Here is a 23,367-nt window from a genome sequence, read left to right on the forward strand (position 1 = left end):
TCATGCGTCGTTTTATTCACTGGTTTTTCTATCTGAGCCTTCTTTCGCTTTTTGGCATGCTGAGTTTTCATGCCCATGCTCAGACTTCACCTTGCCGCACCACGCGCGATCAGTGGGTCGTTCAGGTGCCTTATGCCATTGGGTATGCGCCCGGCACGGCTGACTGGACGCCGATATCTGCGCCGATACAGTCTACCGGGGCAGATTTCTACAGCTGTGATGGCGGGAATGATGCCTGGCGTAGTATCGGCTTTGTCGACGTGGATAACCCCGTCGGCACCGTGGTGGGTGAAGACGGTGCGTCGCGGCACGTCTACAAAACCCAGATTGACGGCATCGGCTACGCGCTCGGGTTTCGCGAGCAGCAGTACTGCGGCGCCGATGCGATACGCTATATTGACGGCACAAGTCAGGTGAATGGCAATGAGTCCCGGCGCATTTGCGACGCATCGCAAAACCCCGCCTTTGCCAGCGCCTCAACGTACAAAATGCAGTTCTGGGTGGTGTTTTACAAAATCCCGACGACCAGCGCCATGCCTGACGATAACGCCAATTCCCAGGAGCAAAATGTCGGCTCGCTGATATTGCAGGCGGGAGAAAATCAAGCCAGCGCCACCAACGTGGCGACACCGGTACAGATCCATCTCGCCAGCTTCACCGTCAGGCGTACCAGCTGCTCAGTGGGCTCTCGCAGCATTCTTGTTCCCATGGGGAGCGTGAGCCAGCGTGAATTTCACGGCATCGGCTCCCGCGCCGGAGGCGGACGCTTCAGCATTCCGGTGACCTGTGAAAATAACACGGCGGTTAAGATGGGTTTCTTTGGCGATACCACGCCGGGCAACGATCGGGCGCTGGCGTTGACGAAGCAGGAGGATAGCGCCAGCGGTGTCGGGATCGAACTGCTTTACGGTGACAATACCGGTTCGGTTCAGGGGCAGGTGGTATCGTGGAACACCCCTCAGGTGTCAGCGCTTGGCCAGGTGGGGGATAACCAGACGCAGACCTTCTGGTTTGATGCGCATTACATTCAGACGGAAGAGAACGTAACGGCGGGAAAAGCAGATGCGATGGCCACGTTTAACCTGATTTACAACTGAGTTTCCCCTGCGCAGCGGCAGGGGAGAGCGATCAGAACGCGGTCTTACTAAAACCCGTCATCTCTTTCAGGCCCATTTCGCGGCCAAGCTCAGTCATCGGGTGCACCACCACCAGGCCACGGACGCTTTTCTTCAGCTTGCCCATGTCGGCCTGCTCTTTTTTGGTGATCGCGCGGCGATGCGGCATGTTCATCAGCTTCTGCGCCTCTTTACTCAGCTTCTGGCCTTTCACATCGCGCAGGCGCTCAATTTCCGCCTCCAGCTTCACGGACTCTTTTTCCAGCTCGGCATATTTCTCGGCGGAATCAACAAGGGAGAGGCCAGCCATCTGATGGCGGATCAGATCCAGACGGTCGCTCAGGCGTTTAATTTCGTTCTTTTCGACTTCTTTCATGACAAATAACTCTGAAAACGGGGAATTTACAGGGAAGGATACACCAATGTGTGCGGGCTTACTTCTGAAACGCTTTTTTTAAGCTGATTTTAGAAATCAGCTCAGTCAGGGAAAGTACCATGGTGGAGCGGACAACTTGTTGATAACGCAGCTTTTGCATCATGTACAGCTCAGGGTCGCTGTCATCAAACTGAGGTGCGGGAGGGAGCGCGGATACGCAGTGCAGTTCGCCGAAGGGCCCGAGTATCTCATCATCGGTGAAGGTGTACTCATTGCCGTCATGATTGAGCTCTTCGCGCAGCGCCATTAACAGCTCGGCGTCTTCATACTCCTGACGGTTGAGCACGCCAAGACCGTAGATCAGCTTCAGCCGTACCGATAAATCGCCCAGCGGTCCGTCTCCGTCCAGTAACGGTTCTACAGCATACTTTACCGCGTAGTCGTCTTTGCGAAACACCTGAAGCACCAGAATGTTCACCGCCTCGGTTAACAGCTCGACGGCGGCGATCAGGAAACTTCGTACGGTTTTGCCAGCATTCAGACGCTCAAGCACACGATTTTCAAAGGCCTGGGTTTGTTCCATTATTGCCTGCATATCTGACAATCTGTTATTCGGGCGCAGGCTAACCTGCGCCGGACTCTGCATCATTTGGTTGCGTTGTATGCGCTGACCGCCTCCGCAACCACGTCACTGTTGGCATCCAGACCGGAAATCTGCGCCAGCGCAGCCTGTGCGCCTTTGTCATCAATCAGCTGAGCCAGCTCAATCGCCTGCGGGTCCTGCTCGCTGCGGTAATGCATTGCGGCAGCAATCCCTTTCACCAGGTTAGCGTGCGGCAGACCGTATTCCAGCGTGCCCAGCAGCGGTTTAATCAGGCGGTCACCCGCGCTCAGTTTACGCAGCGGTTGACGACCCACGCGCTCAACGTCATCTTTCAGATACGGGTTTTCAAAACGACCGAGGATTTTCTGGATGTATGCTGCGTGTTTATCAGCATCAAAACCGTAGCGTTTGATCAGCACCGCGCCGCTCTCTTCCATTGCCCCTTTGACCACCGCACGGATGTTCTCATCGAGGATCGCGTCACGAATCGTCTGATGACCGGCCAATTTCCCGAGGTACGCGGTTATAGCATGCCCGGTGTTCAGCGTGAAGAGTTTACGTTCGACAAATGCCATCAGATTATCGGTTAATTCCATTCCCGGAATGGACGGCAGCGCGCCTTTAAACTGAGTTTTATCAACGATCCACTCGCTGAAGGTTTCCACCGTCACTTCCAGCGGGTCGTTGGTGGCGGATTCTGATGGCGGAACGATGCGGTCAACGGCGGAATCCACAAAACCAACGTGCGCTTCAACCCAGGCTTTATCTTCATCAGCCACAGAGGCCAGAACGTGGCCTTTCAGCTGCGTGGTGCCGCGCACCATGTTTTCACAGGCGATGATGTTCAGCGGCGTTTCAACGCCTTGTGCTTTACGCTTCGCCAGGCCTTTCGCGACCGCCGGGGCGATACGCTCAAGCACCACCGGACCCACGGCTGTGGTGACCAGATCAACGCTTGCGATGAGGTCAATCACGTCGTCGCCAATGCTGCTTACCGCGTTGACGCCAGAGACCGTTTCAACCTGTTCGTTTTCACCCACCACGTGAACCTGATAGCTATGACGGGCATTCAGGGCATCCAGAACCACCTGATTCACATCGGCGAATGTCAGGGTAATGCCTGCGTCTGCCAGCAGTTTACCGATAAAGCCACGTCCGATATTACCTGCGCCAAAATGTAATGCTTTCATAGTGTTAACCTTCATCAATGTTTTTACCCGAGAGGGCTGGGGTGAGGAACGTTTTCCCCCTCACCCTAGCCCTCTCCCCGGGGGGGAGAGGGAAGAGGCGCTGTTACTTGTTAAGCAGAGCCAGAACTTCTTCAACGCTGGTGGTATTGGCCAGACGCTCAATAACCGTTTCGTCATCCAGCGCGTTGGTCAGGCTGGTAATCACCTGGATATGCTCGTTATTGCGAGCGGCGATACCAATCACCAGACGGGCGATGTCGTCCTCTTCTTCACCGAAGCGCACGCCGTCAGGATACTGACAGAACACCACGCCGGTTTTCAGCACGCGGTCTTTCGCTTCAACCGTACCGTGCGGAACCGCGATGGATTCACCCAGGTAGGTTGGGGTCAGCTTTTCACGCTCCAGCATCGCCTCAACGTACTCAGGCTGAACGTAGCCGCCTTTCACAAGCTGCTCACCGGCGAAGCGAATGGCCTCTTCTTTATTGGTCGCCGTGCGGCCAAGGAAGATATTTTCTGCGCCCAGTTTGAACAGATGCGCGTTGCTCTCGTCGAAGCTGTCTTGCAGGCTGGTGCGCACTTTCACTTCGTTATCTTCATGGCGCTGGGCCGCAACCAGACGTTCGGTCAGGCTGGTGTACAGGCCGCTGTCGAGGAAGTTGGTCAGGGAAATGTGCTGCGCCTGCGGCACCTGACGCATGGCGCGCTCGGTCAGATCGCGGTGCGTGATCACCAGGTCAACGTCCGGCGGCAGGTTGTTAATCGCGCTGTTGGTCACGGAGATGTTGGTCAGACCCGCATCCTGCACTTTCTTACGCAGCACGCCCGCACCCATTGCGCTGGAACCCATACCGGCATCACAGGCCACGATAATTTTACGCACGTGGCTCAGGTCGTTAGAGACATCACCCGCCGCCAGCGGCGTTGCGCCTTTGGATTCGGCTTTCATGTCATGCATACGACGGGTTGCCGCTTCGATATCGTCGTCTTCTTTCACCTTGCTGGTTTTCAGCAGGATAGCGGAGACCACGAAGGAGACGGCCATGGCCGCACAGATCGCCGCGATGTTCGCGAAGTAGGCGCCTTTCGGGGTCATCGCCAGCACCGCCAGAATAGAGCCTGGAGAAGCAGGAGACACCAGACCACCGCCCAGTACGCTCAGGGTGAACACGCCGGTCATACCGCCAAGGATAACGGCCAGGATCAGACGTGGGTTCATCAGCACATACGGGAAGTAAATTTCGTGAATACCGCCCAGGAAGTGAATGATCGCCGCGCCGCCAGCAGACTGTTTCGCGCTGCCGCGACCAAAGAACATGTACGCCAGCAGAACGCCCATACCCGGACCCGGGTTCGCTTCAATCAGGAAGAAGATGGACTTGCCGAGATCGTGTGACTGCTGGATACCCAGCGGTGAGAAGATACCGTGGTTGATGGCGTTGTTCAGGAACAGGATTTTCGCCGGTTCAACGAAGATAGACGCCAGCGGCAGCATGTCGTGCGCCACCATGAAGTTAACGCCCGCCGCCAGCAGCTTGGAGAGCACTTCAACCGCAGGGCCAATGCCGAGGAACGCCAGAATCGCGAGGATCATCCCGATGATGCCCGCGGAGAAGTTGTTCACCAGCATTTCGAAGCCGGATTTGATCTTGCCATCAACCCAGACGTCAAATTTCTTGATCGCCCAGCCGCCCAGAGGACCGGCAATCATCGCACCGAGGAACATCGGCATATCCGCACCGACAATCACCCCCATGGTTGTGATGGCACCCACGACACCACCACGGTCACCGCCCACCAGACGACCACCGGTATAACCGATGAGCAGCGGCAGCAGGTACGTAATCATTGGGCCAACAAGTTTCGCCAGCGTTTCGTTAGGCAACCACCCTGTCGGAATAAATAATGCGGTGATAATACCCCACGCGATAAACGCGCCGATATTTGGCATCACCATGTTGCTGAGGAAACGACCAAAGCTTTGCACTTTGATCTTGAAATCGGATGACATAAAACACCCCTTCTTATGTTTACGCTTAGGCTTGTGGCCCGAGGTTTATCGTTAATGTGCGGCGGCAGAGGTAGCCTGGCCCTGTTCTGATGCTGTGAAATCTGGCACTGAATCGTTCAACTGTCCAGACAGCGGAATTTTGTGTGATCTGAATCACATGAATGTAGGGGGTGAGGATATTAATGAAGTGATCGCGATCACATAATGAGTGTGTAAAAAAAATACATTGCTCAGAATTACGCCAAAATGAGGGCTATTTTGTGATTAATATCACAATGTTAAGTTGGCTGTTTGTTTCCAGATTGTGATTTGATTCACAAAATATTTTTATGCAGATTTCTCCCGTATCCCCTCACGGCAGGAATGCGATACGTACACCTGCCTTTTTTCTCGGCTTGATCCATACTGACCTCTTTATGGGCATTAAGGATAAGCAATGAAACTCATCGGCAGTTATACCAGTCCTTTCGTGCGTAAGATTTCGATTCTCCTGCTGGAGAAAGGGATTGAATTTGAATTCGTAAATGAACAACCGTACAACGCAGAGAACGGCGTTGCGCAGTACAACCCGCTGGGGAAAGTCCCGGCGCTGGTAACGGACGAGGGCGACTACTGGTTTGATTCCCCGATCATTGCGGAGTACATCGAGCTGCTTGGCGTTGCGCCAGCCATGCTGCCGGCGGATCCAAAAGCGGCGCTGGCGATGAAGCAAATTGAAGCCCTGGCGGATGGCATTATGGATGCGGCATTAACGTCCGTACGCGAGCAGGCAAGGCCCGCCGCCCAGCAGTCAGAAAATGAGCTGCTGCGCCAGCGCGAAAAAATCAGCCGCAGCCTGGATATGTGCGAACAGCTGATCCGCGAGGGGAAAATTCAGAGCGATAGCCTGAATCTGGCGACGATCGCCATCGCCTGCGCCATTGGCTACCTTAATTTCCGCCGCGTCTCGCCGGGCTGGTGCGTGGATCGTCCGCTGCTGGTCAAACTGGCGGAGACGCTCTTCCAGCGCGAAAGTTTCGCCCGGACTGAACCACCAAAGGCTTGATGCGGGTTATAACACTTCCTGGCGGGAGACGGTACAATCCCCCCACATGTTAACTCCCTCTCCCGTCGGGAGGGGGGAAGATATTTACTCGCCAGGCGCATTCATGACTACTCATCATTCCCTCTACAGCCAGATCCCCGCTACCGATCGTCTGCTTCGTGATCCGCGCATCACTGCGGTGCTGGAGCAGTTTGGCCATACTGCAACGGTCGACATGCTACGCCAGCTTCAGGACGATGCGCGTCGCCATATTCAGGCTGAAAACGCGCTACCCGGCTGGTGCGAGGCATGGGCGCAGGAAGTTGAACGCAGGCTGAGCAAGCACGCGCAAAGCGCGTTGCGCCCGGTTATTAACCTGACAGGCACGGTTCTGCACACCAATCTGGGCCGGGCACAGCAGGCAGAAGAAGCGATAGAGGCCGTCACCCGGGCCATGCGCTCGCCGGTGACGCTGGAGTACGATCTGGACGGCGCCGGGCGCGGGCATCGCGATCGCGCACTGGCGGATCTTCTCTGCCAGATCACCGGCGCGGAAGATGCCTGCATTGTGAATAACAACGCGGCGGCGGTGCTGTTAATGCTGGCGGCCACCGCGAGTGGAAAAGAGGTTGTCGTCTCTCGCGGCGAGCTGGTGGAGATCGGCGGGGCGTTTCGTATTCCGGATGTCATGCGCCAGGCGGGCTGCACGCTGCATGAAGTGGGCACAACCAACCGTACCCATGCAAAAGATTATCGCGCTGCGGTAAATGAAAACACCGCCCTGCTGATGAAAGTGCATACCAGTAATTACCACATTGAGGGGTTCACCAAAACGGTGGAAGAGGCCGAACTGGCCGCCATCGGGCGCGAGCTAAACGTGCCGGTGATTGCCGATCTCGGCAGCGGGTCGCTGGTGGATATGCGCCAGTACGGTCTGCCGAAAGAGCCAATGGTGCAGGAAATGGTTGCTGCGGGCGTAAGCCTGGTCAGTTTCTCCGGCGATAAACTGCTGGGCGGGCCGCAGGCGGGGATTATTGTCGGCAAGCGCGAGCTGATTGCGCAGCTACAGCAGCACCCACTGAAGCGTGCCCTGCGTGCCGATAAAATGACGCTGGCCGCGCTGGAAGCCACGCTGCGGCTCTATCTCCACCCGGAGAAACTGGCTGACCGCCTGCCCACGTTGCGTTTGCTGAGCCGTGATGAAGCCTCTGTTCGCGCGCGGGCGGAAGCGCTACTGCCGCAGATTGCTCCTCATTACCCTGAGTTTGAAGTTCGTATCGAGCCTTGCCTGTCGCAAATTGGCAGCGGCTCGCTGCCCGTGGACAGGTTACCGAGCGAAGCGCTGACGTTCACCCCGCGCGACGGACGCGGAAGCCAGCTTGAGGCGCTGTCGGCGCGCTGGCGTGCATTACCGACGCCAGTGATTGGCCGGATCGGTGATGGTCGTATGTGGCTGGATTTACGCTGCCTGGAAGATGAAGGGCGGTTTCTGGAGATGATGTTGAAATGATTATTGCCACCGCCGGTCACGTTGACCACGGCAAAACCACGTTATTGCAGGCCATTACGGGCGTGAATGCCGATCGCCTGCCGGAAGAGAAAAAGCGCGGCATGACCATTGACCTGGGTTACGCCTACTGGCCACAGCCCGACGGTCGCGTGCTGGGCTTTATCGACGTGCCCGGCCACGAGAAGTTTCTTTCCAATATGCTCTCGGGCGTGGGCGGGATCGATCACGCTCTGCTGGTTGTCGCGTGCGATGACGGGGTGATGGCGCAAACGCGCGAGCATCTGGCGATCCTCCAACTGACGGGAAACCCGCAGTTGACCGTCGCCCTCACCAAAGCGGACCGTGTGGATGAGGTGCGTATCAACGAGGTGCGTGAAGAGGTGCTGGCGGCGCTGAGTGAATATGGTTTTAAGGATGCCGCTCTGTTTGTCACTGTGGCGACAGAAGGCCGCGGTATCGACGCTCTTCGCGACCATTTGCAGCAGATCCCGTCTCGTGAACATGCCAGCCATCACCGCTTCCGTCTGGCGATCGACAGGGCGTTTACCGTGAAAGGGGCTGGGCTGGTGGTGACCGGTACCGCGCTGAGTGGCGAAGTTAACGTGGGCGATACCCTGTGGCTGACGGGCGTGAACAAACCGATGCGCGTGCGCGGGCTTCACGCGCAAAACCAGCCGGTGGAACAGGCCCATGCCGGGCAGCGTATCGCGCTGAATATTGCTGGTGATGCCGAAAAAGACCAGCTTAACCGCGGCGACTGGCTGCTGGCCGACGCGCCGCCGGAGCCTTCTGAACGGATTATCGTTTCTCTCCAGACCCACACGCCGCTGACCCAGTGGCAGCCGCTGCATATCCATCACGCGGCCAGCCACATCACCGGACGCGTGTCGCTGCTGGAAAACGATCTCGCCGAACTGGTGTTCGACTCCCCGCTCTGGCTGGCGGATAACGACCGCCTGGTTCTGCGCGACATCTCCGCGCGCGAAACCCTGGCGGGCGCCCGCGTGGTGATGCTGAATCCGCCCCGTCGCGGCAAGCGTAAGCCCGAGTATTTAGCGTGGCTGGCCTCGCTGGCCCAGGCCCGTGACGACAAGTCTGCGTTAGATATCCACCTTGAGCGTGGTGCGGTGGATCTGGCTGCGTTCGCCTGGGCGCGCCAGCTCAGCGGTGAAGGATTGCGTCTTCTGACGCAGGAGCCGGGTTTTATTCAGGCTGGCAACAGCCTGCTGAACGCGCCGGTGGCGGCGCGCTGGCAGCGTAAAGTGCTGAGCACGCTGGCGACCTACCATGAACAGCATCAGGATGAGCCAGGCCCGGGCCGTGAACGTCTGCGGCGCATGGCGTTGCCCATGGAAGACGACGCACTGGTGCTGCTGCTGATTGAAAACATGCGCGCCAGCGGCGCGATCGCAAGCCATCACGGCTGGCTGCATCTGCCGGAACACAAGGCGGGTTTTACCGCCGAGCAGGACGCGGTCTGGCAAAAAGTGGCGGCGCTGTTTGGCGATGAACCCTGGTGGGTGCGCGATCTGGCGCGTGAAACCAATACCGATGAGCAGCTGATGCGTCAGGTACTGCGGCATGCGGCGCAGCAGGGCATGATTGTGGCGATCGTGAAAGATCGTTATTACCGCAACGATCGGATCGTTGCGTTTGCGAACCTGATCCGGGAGCTGGATCAGGCGCGCGGATCAACCTGCGCCGCAGACTTCCGCGATCGGCTGAACGTAGGACGCAAACTGGCGATTCAGATCCTGGAGTATTTCAACCGCATCGGGTTTACGCGTCGTCGTGGCAATGACCATGTGCTACGCGACGCGCAGTTATTTCCGTAAGCGTTAAGCGCTGCGCGCCTGCTTCTGCTTAGCCAGCCAGACCGCGCCCAGCCTTCCCGCCTGGTTACCCAGCTCGCAGGGAAGGATGGGCACCCGGAGCGCTTCCCACTCCTCGAATCGCTGTAAATATTTATCCAGCAGGAGATAGATTTTCTCCTGCTCACTAATGCCGCCGCCAATCAGCACCGCCTGCGGATCAAACATAGAGATCACGCTGTAAATACCGCGCGACAGACAATGCGCCCACGCTTCAATGGCCTCGCGCAGATGCACGTCGCTGTCCATGCGTTTAAACAGCTCCTCACCATCAGGCATCTCATCTTCCGACACGGCCAGCGCGCGGCGGCAGGCTTTCATCAGGCCACTGGCGGACGCCACTTCATGCATCGGCTCGCCCTCATTGCCTACGGGCAGCACGCCAAACTCACCCGCCCGGTAGTGCGACCCGCGGTAGAGATCGCCCTCCATGACGATACCGCCGCCGATGCCGGTGCCGATGGTGATGCAGACGAAATGCTCATAGTCCTTGCCCGCGCCCTGCCAGCGCTCGCCCAGCGCCGCGCAATTGGCATCGTTTTCGATTGTCACGGGGAGATCGGTCAGCTGTGCGAACAGTTCGCACAGGTTTTCGCCGTCAAGATAGTCCAGCGCCCCGGCTTTGGCCGCTTCGCCGGTATGGTGATTGATATGTCCCGGAAAACTCACGCCAATACTGGCGATCTCGTGCTCCTGGCAGTACTTATCCACTACCGCTTTCCACTTCTCTTTGAAGGTGCTTTCATCGTCCGGCGTATCATATTCATCGGATGTCAGTTCTTCGCCGTTTTCATTAATTACGCCGTGTTTGATGTGGGTTCCACCCACGTCAAAGCCGATAAATAGCTGCATTGCATCATTCCTCATGAGCCCTTGAGCTATTAAGTATGGCTGCGGCGGCAGAAACGAAACGTAAAGTACGGTAATCCGTGATGCGGCTCGTAAACCCGCTACCCGCTGGCGAGAAAATCACCAGCCGGAACTACCCTTGTTGTACAACAACAGCAAGGAGACGGTCATGACAAACAATCCTCCCTCATCGCGTATCCAGCCTGGCGAGTATGGTTTTCCCCTTAAGCTGAAGCCCCGCTATGACAACTTTATCGGCGGCGACTGGGTGGCGCCCGTCGACGGTGAATACTATTCCAACCTGACGCCCGTTACCGGCCAGCCGCTGTGTGAAATTGCCAGTTCGGGCAAACGGGATATCGATTTAGCGCTGGATGCGGCGCATAAGGCGAAAGATAAGTGGGGGCAAATGTCCGTTCAGGACAGAGCGGCCATTTTGTTCAAAATCGCCGATCGGATGGAGCAGAATCTGGAGCTGCTGGCGACCGCAGAAACGTGGGACAACGGCAAGCCGATCCGCGAAACCATGGCGGCGGACGTGCCGCTGGCGATCGACCATTTCCGCTATTTTGCGTCCTGCATCCGTGCCCAGGAGGGGGGAATAAGTGAAGTTGACAAAGATACCGTGGCGTATCACTTCCACGAGCCGCTCGGCGTGGTGGGGCAAATTATTCCGTGGAACTTCCCGCTGCTGATGGCGAGCTGGAAAATGGCGCCCGCGCTGGCGGCGGGTAACTGCGTTGTGCTGAAACCTGCACGCTTAACGCCGCTTTCGGTACTGCTGCTGATGGAGGTAATTGGCGACCTGTTGCCGCCGGGGGTCATTAACGTGGTCAACGGGGCCGGGGGAGAGATCGGCGAATATCTGGCTACTTCAAAGCGTATCGCCAAAGTGGCGTTTACCGGCTCAACGGAAGTGGGTCAGCAGATTATGCAGTACGCGACCCAGAACATCATTCCGGTCACCCTGGAGTTGGGCGGGAAATCGCCGAACATCTTCTTTGCCGACGTGATGGATGAAGAGGACGCCTTCTTCGACAAAGCGCTGGAAGGGTTTGCGCTGTTCGCGTTTAACCAGGGCGAAGTCTGCACCTGTCCGAGCCGCGCGCTGGTGCAGGAATCCATTTATGAGCGCTTTATGGAGCGGGCGATCCGGCGCGTGGAGTCGATTCGCAGCGGTAATCCGCTGGATAACGTTACCCAGATGGGGGCGCAGGTATCGCATGGCCAGCTGGAAACCATCCTCAACTATATTGATATCGGTAAAAAAGAGGGGGCCGATGTGTTGACCGGCGGTCGTCGTAAGGTGCTGGGCGGCGATTTGCAGGAGGGCTACTACCTTGAGCCGACTATCCTGTTCGGTAAGAACAACATGCGCGTTTTCCAGGAGGAAATTTTTGGACCGGTGCTGGCCGTCACCACGTTTAAAACCATGGACGAGGCGCTGGAGCTCGCTAACGACACGCAGTATGGCCTGGGGGCGGGCGTCTGGAGCCGTAACGGTAACCTTGCCTATAAAATGGGCCGCGGCATTCAGGCCGGACGCGTATGGACAAACTGCTATCACGCCTATCCGGCTCATGCGGCGTTTGGCGGCTACAAACAGTCGGGCATCGGGCGCGAAACCCATAAAATGATGCTGGAGCACTACCAGCAAACGAAATGTCTGTTAGTCAGCTACTCCGATAAACCGCTGGGGCTGTTTTAATCTCCCGGCTCAGGCCGTCCCGGGCGGCCTGAGCCGGGTTAAAGCCGGGTGGCGGCTTCGCCTTACCCGGCCTACTTTTTACTCCCTCTCCCGTGGGAGAGGGCTGGGGTGAGGGCAACAGGCCGCAGTTATTCAGCCTTCATCCACCCATATCCGCATTTCCCCTTCTCCCCGGTTTGCCCAGCTGAACCACGGAATAAAGGTCAGCGTCTGGGGCTGACGTTCTACCGGCGAGTGGTCGTACTGCCACAGGGCATCAGTGTCCTTCGCCTGACACCCAATCCCTTCCGCCTGTATCAGCATCTTGTGCGCGAAAATGCCTTTGCCTTCAAATACCCGAAACGCGCTGTCTTGCGGCAAAGAAAGGTTATGCAGATTTGCGCCGTTATCGGCTTCTTCCAGGCAGTAAACCAGCGGCCCACGCTGCAATGCGACTTTCCCCGCCTGCTGGCGCACCTGCGGGTTGCCGTACACGCGGCGGACCGGCATCGGTAACGTCAGCGTCAGCGTGTCGCCTTCCTGCCAGTTGCGGTTGAGGTATAAGTATCCACGGGAGACCTCGCCTGTAATGGCTTGACCATTGAGCGAAACAGCCGGTTCCGCACACCAGTCCGGCAGCCTCAGGGCCAGCGTGTGAGTCACCGGAACTGGTGAGGTTATCTCGATTTTCACCTGCTCATGCCACGGATAGTTTCCGCTAATCCGCAGCTGGAGGGTGTTTTCCCCCACCGGAATGGCGACGTCGTTCCCCACGTACAGGTTGATCAACAGCGCGTCCGGGCGAACGGTATAAATATAGTGCCCCAGCGAGGTCAGCACGCGCGCAATATTCGGCGGGCAACAGGCGCAGCCGAACCAGCGCTGGCGCACCGGTTTCACGTGGTCATAGATATGGTTAAAGGCCAGTGTTTTCGGGTGCACTTCCAGCGGATTTACATAAAAGAAATGCTTACCGTCCAGCGCCATGCCACCCAGCACCGTGTTGTATAGTGCGCGCTCCATCACGTCGGCGTAGTGGCCGTCCGCCTCCATCTCCAGCATCCGGCGGGCAAACATCATCAGGCCGATGGAGGCGCAGCTTTCGGCATAGACCGTATCGTTGGGCAGATCGTAATCGCTGCTGAATGCCTCGCCGCTGCTTTGCGAGCCAATCCCGCCGGTGATGTACAGCTGGCGCTGTGCCATGTTGTTCCACAGCCGCAGGCAATCCTGACGTTTCCCTTCGTCGTTGCTCAGGCGCGCCAGATGCGCCATGCCCGCCATCAGGTAGACGAAACGCACGGCATGGCCGATGGCCGTTTGTTGTTCGGCAAGGGGCTGATGCGCCTGGCTGTAGGCTTTGTCCTTGACCATCCACGCCGGGCCATAGGTGTTCCAGTATGACGTTCTGCCGCGCTTCTCATATTCGATATCGTAGAAGTGAGGCTGTGTGCCGCGTTCCTCAATAAAGTATTTCACCAGATTGAGATAGCGTGGCTCCTGCGTGACGTCGTACAGCCGCATCAGCGCCAGCTCGATTTCCGGGTGGCCCGGATAGCCGTGCAGCTGGTTTTCGCCCGGGCCAAACACGCTGTCGATATGATCCGCCAGCCTGCACACCACGTCCAGCAGGCGGCGCTTTCCGGTTCCCTGGAAATACGCCACACCCGCTTCAATCATATGCCCGGCGCAGTACAGTTCGTGGCACTCGGCCAGATTGGTCCAGCGCTCGGCCGGTGCTTTCACCGTGAAATAGGTATTGAGATAGCCATCTTCACACTGCGCCGCTGCGACCAGCTCGATCACCTCGTCGGCGGTTTTTTCCAGTTCGGCATCCGGCTTCTGGCACAGCGACCACGCCACGGCTTCGAGCCATTTCGCCACGTCGCTGTCCTGAAAGACCATCCCGTAAAACGCCCCCTGTTCCAGACCGGCCGCGATACGGAAGTTGGCGATGGCGTGGCTGGGTTCAGCCTCCGCCACGCGATCGTTAAGCGCATCCCACTGGTAGGGGATCACCACATCACGGACCAGCCGTTGGTACTGACCAAGAAACGGGTCGTTGATTTTCAGCTGATGCAGGTCGGCTTCCATTATGGTCATATCGTTCTCCTCAGGACTGTACATGACGCTGGCGCAAATCGGTGGCAATGCGCGACATCACGGGATTGTTAAGCCTGCACCAGCGGATAGCGACCGCCAGCAGCAGGTGGAAAAGGGCAGGGAGCAGCGTCTCCATGGCGGTGATGCCCTGCAATGAGGCGGGTGTCTGGTTGCCCGCGCCTGGCTGATAGGCCACGGCAATAAACACCAGGCTGATGATCCCGGCGCTGGATGCCCACGCGAGCTTGATGAAAAATAGATTGAAGGCGAAATTCATCCCCGAGGAGCGCACGCCGGTTTTCCATTCGCCGTAGTCATCGGCAAAGGCCATTAGCGAGAAGTGAAGCGGCAGGGTGAAGCCCAGGATCACGCCGTTACTTAAAATCACGATAAGCCAGAGCGTCTGGTGCGCCGGGCCACCTGGCAGGAACCACATTCCCATAGCAAGCGCAGCGAGTACCAGGTTGGTGTAGTAGTAGAGTTTGACGGTATCAATACGCCGCGACAGCGGGTTGACGATCACCGCGCCCAGAATGGCGGCAAAGGTCACCATGGTGAAAAACAGCGAGGTGTACGCCGTGCTGCCCTGAAGCACGTAGGTGATGAAGTACATGTACCCGCCGCCGCGAATGTTGAAGACGTTGATCAGCAGAAACGACATCACCAGCATCAGCAGCAGCTGATCGTTTTTACGCAGGCCTGCCAGGTGCTCGCGCAGGGTGAATTTCCCCATCAGCGCAAGCGGGACGCGCTCGCGCACCCAGAAGAAGCAGCACAAGAACATCACCACAGCGATGGCGCACAGCACGCCGACGCCCAGCTGATAACCCCGGGCGGTATTGCCCTGTCCCAGCTCTGACACCAGCCACGGCAGGCCAACGGAGACCAGAAAGCCCGCCACGCCGCACAGTACGAAGCGCCAGGACTGGCAGGATATTACCTCGTTGTGGCGGGTGGTCATGGTGTTGATCAGCGCGCAATACGGCACGTTGATGGCGGTATAGCCTACGGACAACAGCAAATAGGTGCCGAACGCCCAGGCGATTTTCACGCCCATGCTGGCGTCCGGGACGGTGAAGGTCAGCACGCCGACGATCCCGATGGGAAGCGCGACCCACAGCTGCCACGGACGAAAACGCCCCCAGCGGCTCTGCGTGCGGTCGGCAATCACGCCCATCACCGGATCGGAAATCGCGTCAAATACCCGAAGGGCAATAAACAGCGTGCCCACCAGCGCGGGCGTCAGGCCAAATACATCGGTATAGAAAAAGGTCAGGAAGTTCATGATCAGGCAGGTAATTACCGTGCCGCCCGCGTCGCCCAGGCCGTAGCCAATTTTCTCGCGGACTGACAGCCGGTCATCGGCTGCCTGTTTTGCAACTTCTGCGTCTGTAATCGGTGTGGAAGTCATGGGGTAACTCCTCGATAAACGATTTTTTATCGTATTTGTGCAAGGTACCCCATTTATTCTGCATTCAACGGGCAGTCCAACAAGGGAAGGGAAAAGTATAAAAAGATGACGATTCCGACCTGATGGTAAAACTGTGAGTTTGATCGAGCTGTTCTGCTGATATTTATTAATAATCAAACAATAAACGCAATATTAGCCACCATAAAAGCGGGAAATTGAATATCCATGCTTGAATTATCCATAGCACTTCCGATTAAGGTTCAAAATGGCGGGTTATTTATCTCCCGGGGCGTGGGTCGTCATCCCGCACGAAAATTATCTTCGTGGGAGATAATCTTTGTCGAAAAAGGGACATTAACGATCCAGGAGGAAAATACGCTGTTTGAGGTAAACGCCGGCGAGAGTTTATTACTTTGGCCGAAGCGGCGGCATGTCGGTGTGGAAGATTTTCCGGGCGATCTCAAATTTTACTGGCTGCATTTTGAGGTGGATGAAGGCTTGCCTGTGTTGCCAGGTGCGACGCCACTGTCGATTGAGCAACACTGTAGCGTGCGGGATCCGCAATATGTTATTGCGTTATTCCGTCAGTTTTTAAGCGAGCAGGAAAAATTACAGCGTAGCCAGGCGCTGGAGATAATTTTGCTGTTAATTTTGCAGCAGATATCGCTCTCGCCGGGATATGAAGATAAAGCGGATGATGCGGGCGCAGCAATGGCGTGGAAGGCCAAACAGCTTATCCGCACTCACTTTCATTTGCCCATATCCACTTCACAGCTGGCGAAAGAGCTGCACTGCAACGCAGATTACCTGGGGCGAGTATTTCGCCGGACGTTTCATTTAACCCTGACGGAGGCAATACACCGCCAGCGCGTCAGGGCCGCTGAAAAATTGTTGCTGAACGATGCGGCCTCATTAACTGAAGTGGCCACCCGGTGCGGTTTTAATGACGTGGGTTATTTCCGGCAGATATTCTCGAAACATACCGGGTTAACGCCCGCCGTCTGGAAACGGCGGTACTGTAAAGAGCATATTAATTCCGGATGATTACTGGCCGTAATAGGCATTTGCGCCATGCTTGCGCAGGTAATGCTTATCCAGCAATTCCTGCTGCATAACCGGAAGCTGTGGTGCAAGCTGGCGCGAGAAAAGCCCCATATAGGCGCACTCTTCCAGCACCACGGCATTGTGTACCGCATCGGCAGCGTCTTTGCCCCAGGCAAACGGGCCGTGAGAGTGTACCAGCACCGCCGGGACCTGCATCGGGCTTATGTCGCGCTCCTCGAAGGTTTTGATAATGACTTCCCCCGTCTGGTATTCATATTCACCCGCGATTTCAGCCGTGGTCATCAGCCGCGTGCAGGGGATCGCACCGTAGAAATAGTCCGCGTGCGTCGTGCCCCATGCGGGTAAATCCTGCCCCGCCTGCGACCAGATGGTGGCGTGGCGGGAATGGGTATGCACAATGCCGCCAATTTCCGGGTAACGACGATACAGCGCGAGATGGGTCGGGGTGTCGGAGGAGGGTTTTTTACTCCCCTCGACCACTTTACCCGTGGCGATATTTACCACCACCATATCTTCTGCGGTCATCACGTCGTACTCCACGCCGGATGGTTTGATCACCATCATGCCGCTGTCACGGTCAACCGCGCTGACGTTGCCCCAGGTGAACGTCACCAGCTGGTGGGCGGGCAGGGCGAGATTTGCCGCCAGCACCTCGGCTTTGAGTTGTTCTAACATGTCATGCCTCCTTCCTGCATTCGGGCTTCAATCCAGCGGCGCGCCAGGATGATCTCCAGTACCGGCTCTTTGGCTTTCTCGGTCCACATTTCAATCAGAAATGCGCCGCGATAGTTAAGTTGATTTAGCGTGTTAAACACGCCAACGAAATCGACGCAGCCCTCGCCAAACGGCACATCGCGGAACTGGCCGGGGCTTTTTTCGGTTACGGGCCGGGTGTCTTTCAGATGGATAGCGGCGATGCGGTCAATGCCCAGCGTCAGCTCGGCGGTGACGTCGTTGCCCCACGCGCTCAGGTTGCCGACGTCCGGGTAAACGCTGAACCACGGCGAGGCGAGCATGTCGTCCCACTTTTTCCACTTGCTGATGGAGTTCATAAACGCGGTGTCCATGATCTCTACCGCCAGCATTACCTGCGCGGAAGCGGCCTGCTCTACGGCCCACGCCAGCCCTTCGGCAAAGCGCTGTTGCGTGCCCTCGTCATGCTCCTCGTAGTACACGTCATAACCCGCAAGCTGGATGGTGCGAATACCCAAATCACGGGCCAGCCGGATGGCTTTGGTCATGATCTCGCGGGCGCGTTCGCGCACGGTGTCATCGCGGCTGCCAAACGGGAAGCGACGATGGGCAGACAAGCACATCGACGGGATGGCCACGCCGGTCTCCAGCATCGCTTCCACCAGAGAGGCGCGCTGCGTGGTACTCCATTCAAGGCGCGATAAACGCTCGTCGGTCTCATCCACCGACATCTCCACAAAATCGAAGCCGCAGCTTTTTGCCAGAACCAGGCGCTCCGGCCAGGAGAGATCTTTTGGCAGCGCTTTTTCGTAAATGCCTAACGGATGCTGACGCATGGTTACTCTCCCCAGATGTCGCGGATTTGCGAATGGAATGCTTGTGCCACCTGCGGCGGATTGGCGGCGCCTGCCAGCGCGCGCCCGGCAATGAAGGCTTTGACGTTGATCTGCTTAAACAGCGGCAGGTCAGCGGGGGTGATACCGCCAGTGATGGAAAGCTGTAGCCCGATATCGGACAACGCCTTCATTTTGCTGAGATCCGCCTCGCCCCACTGCTGGCCGCTGGCCTGTGCGTCGCGTCCACGGTGGTATATCGCCTGCTTCACCCCGATGCGGTGCCACGCGCGCGCGTCGTCCAGCGTCCAGTTGCCAAACAGCTCCATCTGGATCTCGCCGCCGCCGCGCAGTGCGACCTCGTGGCCACGTTCAACGGTGGCCAGCGGGGCGGCACAGATGATGGTCATCCAGTTTGCGCCTGCGCCAAACGCCTGCTCAGCCAGCGTTTCTCCGGCATCGGCGACTTTCCAGTCCGCCACAATAATTTTATCCGGACACTGAGCGCGCAGGGCGCGAACGGCGTTTAGCCCTTCGGTCAGACACAGGATGGTGCCGGCTTCGACGATGTCGACGTGATCGGAAAGCGTCGCGACATCCCGCTGCGCGGCCTGAAGTGAGGTGTGGTCGAGCGCCAGCTGCAATAATGGTCGGCTCATAGGTCGTACTCCTTAACACGGGCGTGATAGCCCTGTAATGCTGAAATCAGTAGCTGGTAACGGTGATATTTGCGCTGGTAGGCGGCATGGGCACGCATGTCAGGTTCAATCATCCGGATGTCATGCCTGAGGGCGCGCTGAGCGGCGTAAAAATCGGGATAGAGACCTGTACCGACGAGCGCGGCCAGCGCCGCACCGGAACAGCCGGTCTCTTCCACCTGCGGGAGTTCAATCGCCAGGCCGCTGACGTCCGCGAGCATCTGCATCCACACGTCCGAATGGGTGGGGCCGCCCGTCACGCGCAGGGTCTGCACGTGGGGAAAGCGTTCGAGCATACGGTTGAGGTGGGTCATGTGGCTGAATACCACCCCTTCATAAACCGCCTGGAGGAGGTGCGCGCGGGTATGCAGCGCCTGCAAACCATAGAAGCCGCTGGTCATCTCCAGTCCGGCGTTGCTGCCGTAGAGGAAAGGCAGGAAGAACACATCGCTTTCAGCTTTTGGCAGGCTGGCCACGGCGTGGTTAATCTCATCGAATGACATTTCGCCCCATTGGGCCGTCAGCCATTCCAGGTTGCCGGACGAGGTGGGGCTGGCTTCGTGAACGATGAACTGCTGCGGATGGACATAGCGGCCATAGACGTAGGGGAACGGCTCGTTGTCGCGGATGCCGTGGGCAATCCCACTGGTCACGGCCCAGGTCCCCATTACGGCATTCAGCGTATTTTCGTCATGCAGCCCGGCGCAGATCGCGGTGGAAACCACATCAAACAGTCCACCAACGACGGGAGTACCCGCCGTGAGACCGGTCAGTGCGGCTGCCTGAGCGGTGATTTCCCCGCAAATTTCTGCTGAACCGATAATAGGCGGCAGGGCACCGTCAATGTCGCTGATGCCGAGCCAGCGCGTGAGCTGCTGATCGTACTGCCCGGTATTCATGTTGTAGAGATTGGATTCCGAGATGTTGCTCTCTTCGCAGCCTTTGACTCCGGTCAGACACCAGCGCAGGTAATCGTGCGCCATCATCACGCTGCCGATTTGCTGATACCGCTGCGGCTCGTTCTCTTTAACCCAGCGCAGGAGTGAGGCCGGATGCCCCGTCCACAGCGTCTGGCGAGTATGCGGATAGAGCTTTTCGGGTATACCGTCCTGCTGCCAGCGTTGCACGATCTCCAGCGCACGGCGATCGGAGGAGAGTATGGCGTTACCCAGGGGGCGATCCTGTTTATCGAGCAAAAATAGCCCCTTGCCCTGGGCTGAAATGCCAACGCCTTTAATCTGACCGCCGTCAGCGCCTGAATTTTTAAGCAGCAGGGCGAGGGTTTTGTGGCAGTGCTGCCAGAGCTGGTGCATATCCCGCTCGGCGTAGCCAGCGCGTGGGCTGAGCGTGGCCACTGAGCGGCGTTCAATACAGACTTCTTTGCCCTGGCTGTTGTATAAACCGGCTTTCAGATAAGTACCGCCACAATCGATACCCAGCCAGAAGGGCTCTTTTTCACTCATCTTCTTCTCGCTTAATTGCCGGGTGGCGCTTCGCTTACCCGGCCTACGGTTTGGTTTAGTGAATCAGGTGAGGGCCTCAGGCCGCACGCTTATGCGAGTTCACCGTGGGGTTGGGCTCTGCTCCGGCATCGCATTTCGCCGGTAACATCAGGGCCAGCAGCGATGCCAGCGCCAGCGAAACCGCCAGGCAGTAAACGCCTGCGTCTTTGCTGTATAGGGTGATCAGTACGCCTACCGCATAAGGACCGCAGAACCCGCCGAGGTTGCCCAGGGCATTAATCACGCCGCGTGCGCCACCCGCCATCTCAGCGCTGAACAGACGCGCCGGGATGGTCCAGAACACGCCCGCTGCGGATTGCAGGAAGAAGCCACAGCCCACCAGCGCGGCATAGGCCAGCCAGGTGTGCTCTTTCAGCGCCACGGAGAGGAACATGCAGAGCGCAAAGCCAATCAATGGCAGGGAAACAAACAGCTTGCGCTTGCCGGTGCGGTCAGAGAGCGTAGAGAACAGGAACATGCCGGCAATGGCGCCGATGTAAGGCAGAATGGCGAGCATTCCCACCTGGCCGATGCTGGTGTGCGTCAGTTCTTTCAGAATGGTGGGCAGCCAGAGGGTGTAACCGTAAATGCCGGTCTGGTAGAAGAAGTTGAGGGCGATCAGCTGCCACATGGTTTTGTCAGACAGCACTGCGCTGAGCGAGGCGTTTTTCACCTCTTTACCCGCAATGGCCTGCTGCTCTGCCGCCAGTGTTTGTACCAGGTAGTTTTTCTCGGCCTCAGAGATCCAGCGCGCTTCCTGCGGCCGGTCGTAGACGGTGAACGCCCACAGCACCAGCACAACAACGGACATCAGACCTTCAATAATGAACAGCCAACGCCAGTCGAGAGCGGTGATAATCCAGCCCGACAGTGGGGCGGTGATGATCCCGGCGATGGGCACGAACATGATCACAATCGCGTTGGCGCGGCCGCGCTCGGCATCCGGAAACCAGTTACTGATCATCGTGAGCACAACGGGCAGCATCCCGCCTTCCGCCACGCCGAGTAAGAAGCGCAGCACCAGCAGCTGATACTGGTTGGTTACAAGCCCGGTCAGAACCGAGATCACCGCCCAGGCAACCAGCGACCAGCCGATAAACTTCTTACCGCTGCCGTGCACGGCAATTTTGCCGCCGGGAACTTGCAGGAACAAATAGCCAATAAAAAAGATCCCCCCCGCCAGGCCCGCCATCGTGGCGGAAATGCCCAGTTCTTCGTCCATACCGCCGGGCATCGCAAAAGCTATATTAACGCGGTCCATATAGGAAATAATGCAGGCGATAAGAATAGGGGGAATGATCCTTAGCCAGCGCTGGCGCGGAATGTCCGCGTGTAGAGCATTAGAAGAAATATTCATAGTTAATATCTCAGTGAAGGTAACCGGAAAATGTATTCTTTATTTTTATTGTGATGCTTTATTCATAGCGCTAATGCCGTCGCGCAAAATAGCGATGCGATGGCTGACGTCAGCATTAGCATTTATTTCCAGTAATTTAATACCGGAGAATTTCAATGTTGCGGCGCTCGCCGCAGTAAACAGCGTTTTTACATGTTCAGTGGACATGAGACTGTCGGCGCAGAACGAAGAAAACGGCGCGTGCAGATCCTGCCATTCTCCGTACTCACCGCGAGGGGTCGTGCCCGAAAACATCAGCGCCCCCAGTTTCCCGGCAGCGAGTGCCGCCTGAACATGTTCCAGCGGAAGGGCGGTGTTGCGACCTTCGATGGCCGAACGTGCCCAGTTGATACAGACGCTGATATCGGTCTCTCTCACTACCTCCAGCACCTGCTCTAAGGGCAAGAACCCTTTACGCGGCGCCGGGCTATTCATCGCATCACAGTGTTCCAGCACCAGATCGCAGCCCCAGTCCCAGCTCGCGATTTCCCTTACCGAGCGGGAGAATGCTTCTGTCGCTTGCTCGACAGAATCATTACCCGCCTGTGGTGCGGCCTGCATTTCCAGAGCGACCACTTTCCCGGGAAAGCGGGTGTTAACGGCATCAATCTTTTGATGCAGATGGCGGTAATATTCAATGCACGCTTTACGTTGTTCTTCGTCCGCGGACGCCAGGCCAAACGCGCCGTTGCTGCCGCGGCGGCGCATGGTTTCCATAACGGCTGTGACAACGATCTGCCAGTTGCCCGGCGTATGACGAAACAGCCATTCATCACCAAACGGATGGAGATTTTCAAGGCAAGGTTGTTCCAGCCCGCGAATATTTGGCGTGTCGGAAAGTTCCCGCCAGAAGGCGTGTTCTTCCTGCTCCCCTTTCTGGTGAAACGAGGGTGCGCAGGGGTACGCACCAATAATAAAACCGGTGTTGGTCATTTCGCATTCCTGTATTTATCAGAAAATTAATCTAATTCGCTGATGGCCACTTTCACCACAATTTTACGAATTGCGGATCCCTTGTTTTTAATACAGGCAGGACGGTGAACATCCTGCGGGAAAAATATGGCGTAACTGCCAGGGATCATTTCGATAAACGACTCGTGTTCGCTGTCGTGATAAAAAATAATATCCCGTTGCTCCAGCAATGATTCGCTGATTTTGTTATTCCCGGTATCAATAGCAATACCGATTTTTTCTTCGCCCCAGGCCAAAAACTGGATATCCAGATAGCGGCGATGGACTTCAGGGCGGTTCTCGTGCTGTTCCTTTGTGGTGAGGTCGAGAACCTGGGCAAAAATGTTGCGGCCTTCAATTTCGATCACGCCCGGCGCCAGGGTGGTGAAATCCGTGGTACGCAGAAAATTAAGCGCCTTTTCAATCGCCAGCGGCAGGCGACATGGATTTGGCTGTGTAATATGTCCGAATATCATGA

The 23,367-nt window shown here is 57.2% G+C and carries 20 protein-coding genes; 6 read left to right on the plus strand and 14 right to left on the minus strand.

The window, feature by feature from the left end:
- Positions 1 to 2: 2 nt before the first annotated feature.
- Positions 3 to 1,097, plus strand: coding sequence for a fimbrial protein (locus ACOTZP_RS19370; RefSeq protein WP_023307173.1), 1,095 nt, complete (start codon positions 3 to 5; stop codon positions 1,095 to 1,097).
- 31 nt (positions 1,098 to 1,128) lie between these two features.
- Here ACOTZP_RS19370 and ACOTZP_RS19375 read toward each other — a convergent pair whose 3' ends face one another.
- The 4 genes from ACOTZP_RS19375 to ACOTZP_RS19390 form a co-directional block, all read right to left on the minus strand.
- Positions 1,129 to 1,491 (minus strand): YibL family ribosome-associated protein, encoded by a 363-nt coding sequence (locus ACOTZP_RS19375; RefSeq protein WP_022649764.1) that lies wholly within the window; start codon positions 1,489 to 1,491, stop codon positions 1,129 to 1,131.
- A gap of 58 nt (positions 1,492 to 1,549) precedes the next feature.
- Positions 1,550 to 2,140 carry a mannitol operon repressor MtlR gene (gene mtlR / locus ACOTZP_RS19380; RefSeq protein WP_023307172.1) on the minus strand — a complete coding sequence of 197 codons (591 nt, stop codon included), beginning with the start codon at positions 2,138 to 2,140 and terminating at the stop codon, positions 1,550 to 1,552.
- A complete protein-coding gene (gene mtlD, locus ACOTZP_RS19385; RefSeq protein WP_421633767.1) occupies positions 2,137 to 3,285 on the minus strand; it encodes a mannitol-1-phosphate 5-dehydrogenase in 1,149 nt (382 codons plus the stop codon). Before mtlD ends, mtlR begins: the two co-directional genes overlap by 4 nt.
- 103 nt (positions 3,286 to 3,388) lie before the next feature.
- Entirely contained in the window at positions 3,389 to 5,296 is a 1,908-nt protein-coding gene (locus tag ACOTZP_RS19390) for a PTS mannitol transporter subunit IICBA (protein WP_022649761.1), read from the minus strand.
- A 436-nt stretch (positions 5,297 to 5,732) separates the two neighbouring features.
- Here ACOTZP_RS19390 and ACOTZP_RS19395 point away from each other — a divergent pair, with 436 nt between their 5' ends.
- The 3 genes from ACOTZP_RS19395 (at position 5,733) to selB (ending at position 9,665) form a co-directional block, all read left to right on the plus strand.
- Entirely contained in the window at positions 5,733 to 6,341 is a 609-nt protein-coding gene (locus ACOTZP_RS19395) for a glutathione S-transferase (RefSeq protein ID WP_063148427.1), read from the plus strand.
- Between the two features lie 103 nt (positions 6,342 to 6,444).
- The gene (gene selA, locus ACOTZP_RS19400) at positions 6,445 to 7,830 is read left to right on the plus strand and encodes an L-seryl-tRNA(Sec) selenium transferase (RefSeq protein ID WP_193131662.1); all 1,386 of its coding nucleotides are present in this window, start codon (positions 6,445 to 6,447) and stop codon (positions 7,828 to 7,830) included.
- On the plus strand, positions 7,827 to 9,665 hold the full coding sequence (gene selB / locus ACOTZP_RS19405; RefSeq protein WP_271074890.1) for a selenocysteine-specific translation elongation factor: 1,839 nt from the start codon (positions 7,827 to 7,829) through the stop codon (positions 9,663 to 9,665). Before selA ends, selB begins: the two co-directional genes overlap by 4 nt.
- 3 nt (positions 9,666 to 9,668) lie before the next feature.
- On the opposite strand, the gene ACOTZP_RS19410 is transcribed toward selB, so the two are convergent.
- Positions 9,669 to 10,553, minus strand: coding sequence for an ROK family protein (locus ACOTZP_RS19410; protein WP_023298868.1), 885 nt, complete (start codon positions 10,551 to 10,553; stop codon positions 9,669 to 9,671).
- Between the two features lie 166 nt (positions 10,554 to 10,719).
- Between ACOTZP_RS19410 and aldB the strand changes: the two genes are divergently transcribed.
- Complete coding sequence (gene aldB, locus ACOTZP_RS19415) at positions 10,720 to 12,258, plus strand: aldehyde dehydrogenase AldB (protein WP_023307168.1); 1,539 nt, start codon at positions 10,720 to 10,722, stop codon at positions 12,256 to 12,258.
- Positions 12,259 to 12,390: 132 nt separating this feature from the next.
- Here the strand turns inward: aldB and ACOTZP_RS19420 are convergent, their stop codons facing one another.
- Together ACOTZP_RS19420 and ACOTZP_RS19425 are read right to left on the minus strand one after the other, a co-directional pair.
- A complete protein-coding gene (locus ACOTZP_RS19420; RefSeq protein WP_023298866.1) occupies positions 12,391 to 14,340 on the minus strand; it encodes a glycoside hydrolase family 127 protein in 1,950 nt (649 codons plus the stop codon).
- 10 nt (positions 14,341 to 14,350) lie between these two features.
- Positions 14,351 to 15,751, minus strand: coding sequence for an MFS transporter (locus ACOTZP_RS19425; protein ID WP_022649754.1), 1,401 nt, complete (start codon positions 15,749 to 15,751; stop codon positions 14,351 to 14,353).
- A 225-nt stretch (positions 15,752 to 15,976) separates the two neighbouring features.
- Here ACOTZP_RS19425 and ACOTZP_RS19430 point away from each other — a divergent pair, with 225 nt between their 5' ends.
- Positions 15,977 to 16,795: an AraC family transcriptional regulator gene (locus ACOTZP_RS19430; RefSeq protein WP_038416910.1), complete on the plus strand. Its 819-nt coding sequence runs from the start codon at positions 15,977 to 15,979 to the stop codon at positions 16,793 to 16,795.
- On the opposite strand, the gene araD is transcribed toward ACOTZP_RS19430, so the two are convergent.
- The 7 genes from araD to ACOTZP_RS19465 all read right to left on the minus strand — a co-directional run bounded on the left by araD (position 16,796) and on the right by ACOTZP_RS19465 (position 23,365).
- Positions 16,796 to 17,491: an L-ribulose-5-phosphate 4-epimerase gene (gene araD / locus ACOTZP_RS19435; RefSeq protein WP_038416909.1), complete on the minus strand. Its 696-nt coding sequence runs from the start codon at positions 17,489 to 17,491 to the stop codon at positions 16,796 to 16,798.
- On the minus strand, positions 17,485 to 18,345 hold the full coding sequence (locus ACOTZP_RS19440; protein ID WP_271074891.1) for an L-ribulose-5-phosphate 3-epimerase: 861 nt from the start codon (positions 18,343 to 18,345) through the stop codon (positions 17,485 to 17,487). Before ACOTZP_RS19440 ends, araD begins: the two co-directional genes overlap by 7 nt.
- Before the next feature lie 2 nt (positions 18,346 to 18,347).
- Positions 18,348 to 19,001 carry a 3-keto-L-gulonate-6-phosphate decarboxylase UlaD gene (gene ulaD / locus ACOTZP_RS19445; RefSeq protein ID WP_023298862.1) on the minus strand — a complete coding sequence of 218 codons (654 nt, stop codon included), beginning with the start codon at positions 18,999 to 19,001 and terminating at the stop codon, positions 18,348 to 18,350.
- The gene (locus ACOTZP_RS19450; RefSeq protein ID WP_421633768.1) at positions 18,998 to 20,503 is read right to left on the minus strand and encodes an FGGY-family carbohydrate kinase; all 1,506 of its coding nucleotides are present in this window, start codon (positions 20,501 to 20,503) and stop codon (positions 18,998 to 19,000) included. Before ACOTZP_RS19450 ends, ulaD begins: the two co-directional genes overlap by 4 nt.
- 76 nt (positions 20,504 to 20,579) lie before the next feature.
- The gene (locus ACOTZP_RS19455) at positions 20,580 to 21,899 is read right to left on the minus strand and encodes an MFS transporter (RefSeq protein ID WP_038416906.1); all 1,320 of its coding nucleotides are present in this window, start codon (positions 21,897 to 21,899) and stop codon (positions 20,580 to 20,582) included.
- A 45-nt stretch (positions 21,900 to 21,944) separates the two neighbouring features.
- On the minus strand, positions 21,945 to 22,871 hold the full coding sequence (locus tag ACOTZP_RS19460; protein WP_023298859.1) for a DUF4862 family protein: 927 nt from the start codon (positions 22,869 to 22,871) through the stop codon (positions 21,945 to 21,947).
- A gap of 26 nt (positions 22,872 to 22,897) precedes the next feature.
- Entirely contained in the window at positions 22,898 to 23,365 is a 468-nt protein-coding gene (locus ACOTZP_RS19465) for a YhcH/YjgK/YiaL family protein (RefSeq protein ID WP_045308999.1), read from the minus strand.
- Positions 23,366 to 23,367: the final 2 nt, after the last annotated feature.

The sequence above is a fragment of the Enterobacter cloacae complex sp. SYL001 genome, from assembly GCF_049237025.1.
GTDB lineage: Bacteria > Pseudomonadota > Gammaproteobacteria > Enterobacterales > Enterobacteriaceae > Enterobacter > Enterobacter intestinihominis.

Bases quoted from the DNA above. Each gene is read 5' to 3' on its own strand.
- aldB (WP_023307168.1), top strand. From the start codon at position 10,720: ATGACAAACAATCCTCCCTCATCGCGTATCCAGCCTGGCGAGTATGGT.
- mtlD (WP_421633767.1), bottom strand. From the start codon at position 3,285: ATGAAAGCATTACATTTTGGCGCAGGTAATATCGGACGTGGCTTTATC.
- ACOTZP_RS19420 (WP_023298866.1), bottom strand. From the start codon at position 14,340: ATGACCATAATGGAAGCCGACCTGCATCAGCTGAAAATCAACGACCCG.
- selA (WP_193131662.1), top strand. From the start codon at position 6,445: ATGACTACTCATCATTCCCTCTACAGCCAGATCCCCGCTACCGATCGT.
- ACOTZP_RS19460 (WP_023298859.1), bottom strand. From the start codon at position 22,871: ATGACCAACACCGGTTTTATTATTGGTGCGTACCCCTGCGCACCCTCG.
- ACOTZP_RS19395 (WP_063148427.1), top strand. From the start codon at position 5,733: ATGAAACTCATCGGCAGTTATACCAGTCCTTTCGTGCGTAAGATTTCG.
- ACOTZP_RS19370 (WP_023307173.1), top strand. From the start codon at position 3: ATGCGTCGTTTTATTCACTGGTTTTTCTATCTGAGCCTTCTTTCGCTT.
- araD (WP_038416909.1), bottom strand. From the start codon at position 17,491: ATGTTAGAACAACTCAAAGCCGAGGTGCTGGCGGCAAATCTCGCCCTG.
- ACOTZP_RS19465 (WP_045308999.1), bottom strand. From the start codon at position 23,365: ATGATATTCGGACATATTACACAGCCAAATCCATGTCGCCTGCCGCTG.
- ACOTZP_RS19410 (WP_023298868.1), bottom strand. From the start codon at position 10,553: ATGCAGCTATTTATCGGCTTTGACGTGGGTGGAACCCACATCAAACAC.
- ACOTZP_RS19440 (WP_271074891.1), bottom strand. From the start codon at position 18,345: ATGCGTCAGCATCCGTTAGGCATTTACGAAAAAGCGCTGCCAAAAGAT.
- ACOTZP_RS19425 (WP_022649754.1), bottom strand. From the start codon at position 15,751: ATGACTTCCACACCGATTACAGACGCAGAAGTTGCAAAACAGGCAGCC.
- selB (WP_271074890.1), top strand. From the start codon at position 7,827: ATGATTATTGCCACCGCCGGTCACGTTGACCACGGCAAAACCACGTTA.
- ACOTZP_RS19375 (WP_022649764.1), bottom strand. From the start codon at position 1,491: ATGAAAGAAGTCGAAAAGAACGAAATTAAACGCCTGAGCGACCGTCTG.
- mtlR (WP_023307172.1), bottom strand. From the start codon at position 2,140: ATGATGCAGAGTCCGGCGCAGGTTAGCCTGCGCCCGAATAACAGATTG.
- ACOTZP_RS19455 (WP_038416906.1), bottom strand. From the start codon at position 21,899: ATGAATATTTCTTCTAATGCTCTACACGCGGACATTCCGCGCCAGCGC.
- ulaD (WP_023298862.1), bottom strand. From the start codon at position 19,001: ATGAGCCGACCATTATTGCAGCTGGCGCTCGACCACACCTCACTTCAG.
- ACOTZP_RS19390 (WP_022649761.1), bottom strand. From the start codon at position 5,296: ATGTCATCCGATTTCAAGATCAAAGTGCAAAGCTTTGGTCGTTTCCTC.
- ACOTZP_RS19430 (WP_038416910.1), top strand. From the start codon at position 15,977: ATGCTTGAATTATCCATAGCACTTCCGATTAAGGTTCAAAATGGCGGG.
- ACOTZP_RS19450 (WP_421633768.1), bottom strand. From the start codon at position 20,503: ATGAGTGAAAAAGAGCCCTTCTGGCTGGGTATCGATTGTGGCGGTACT.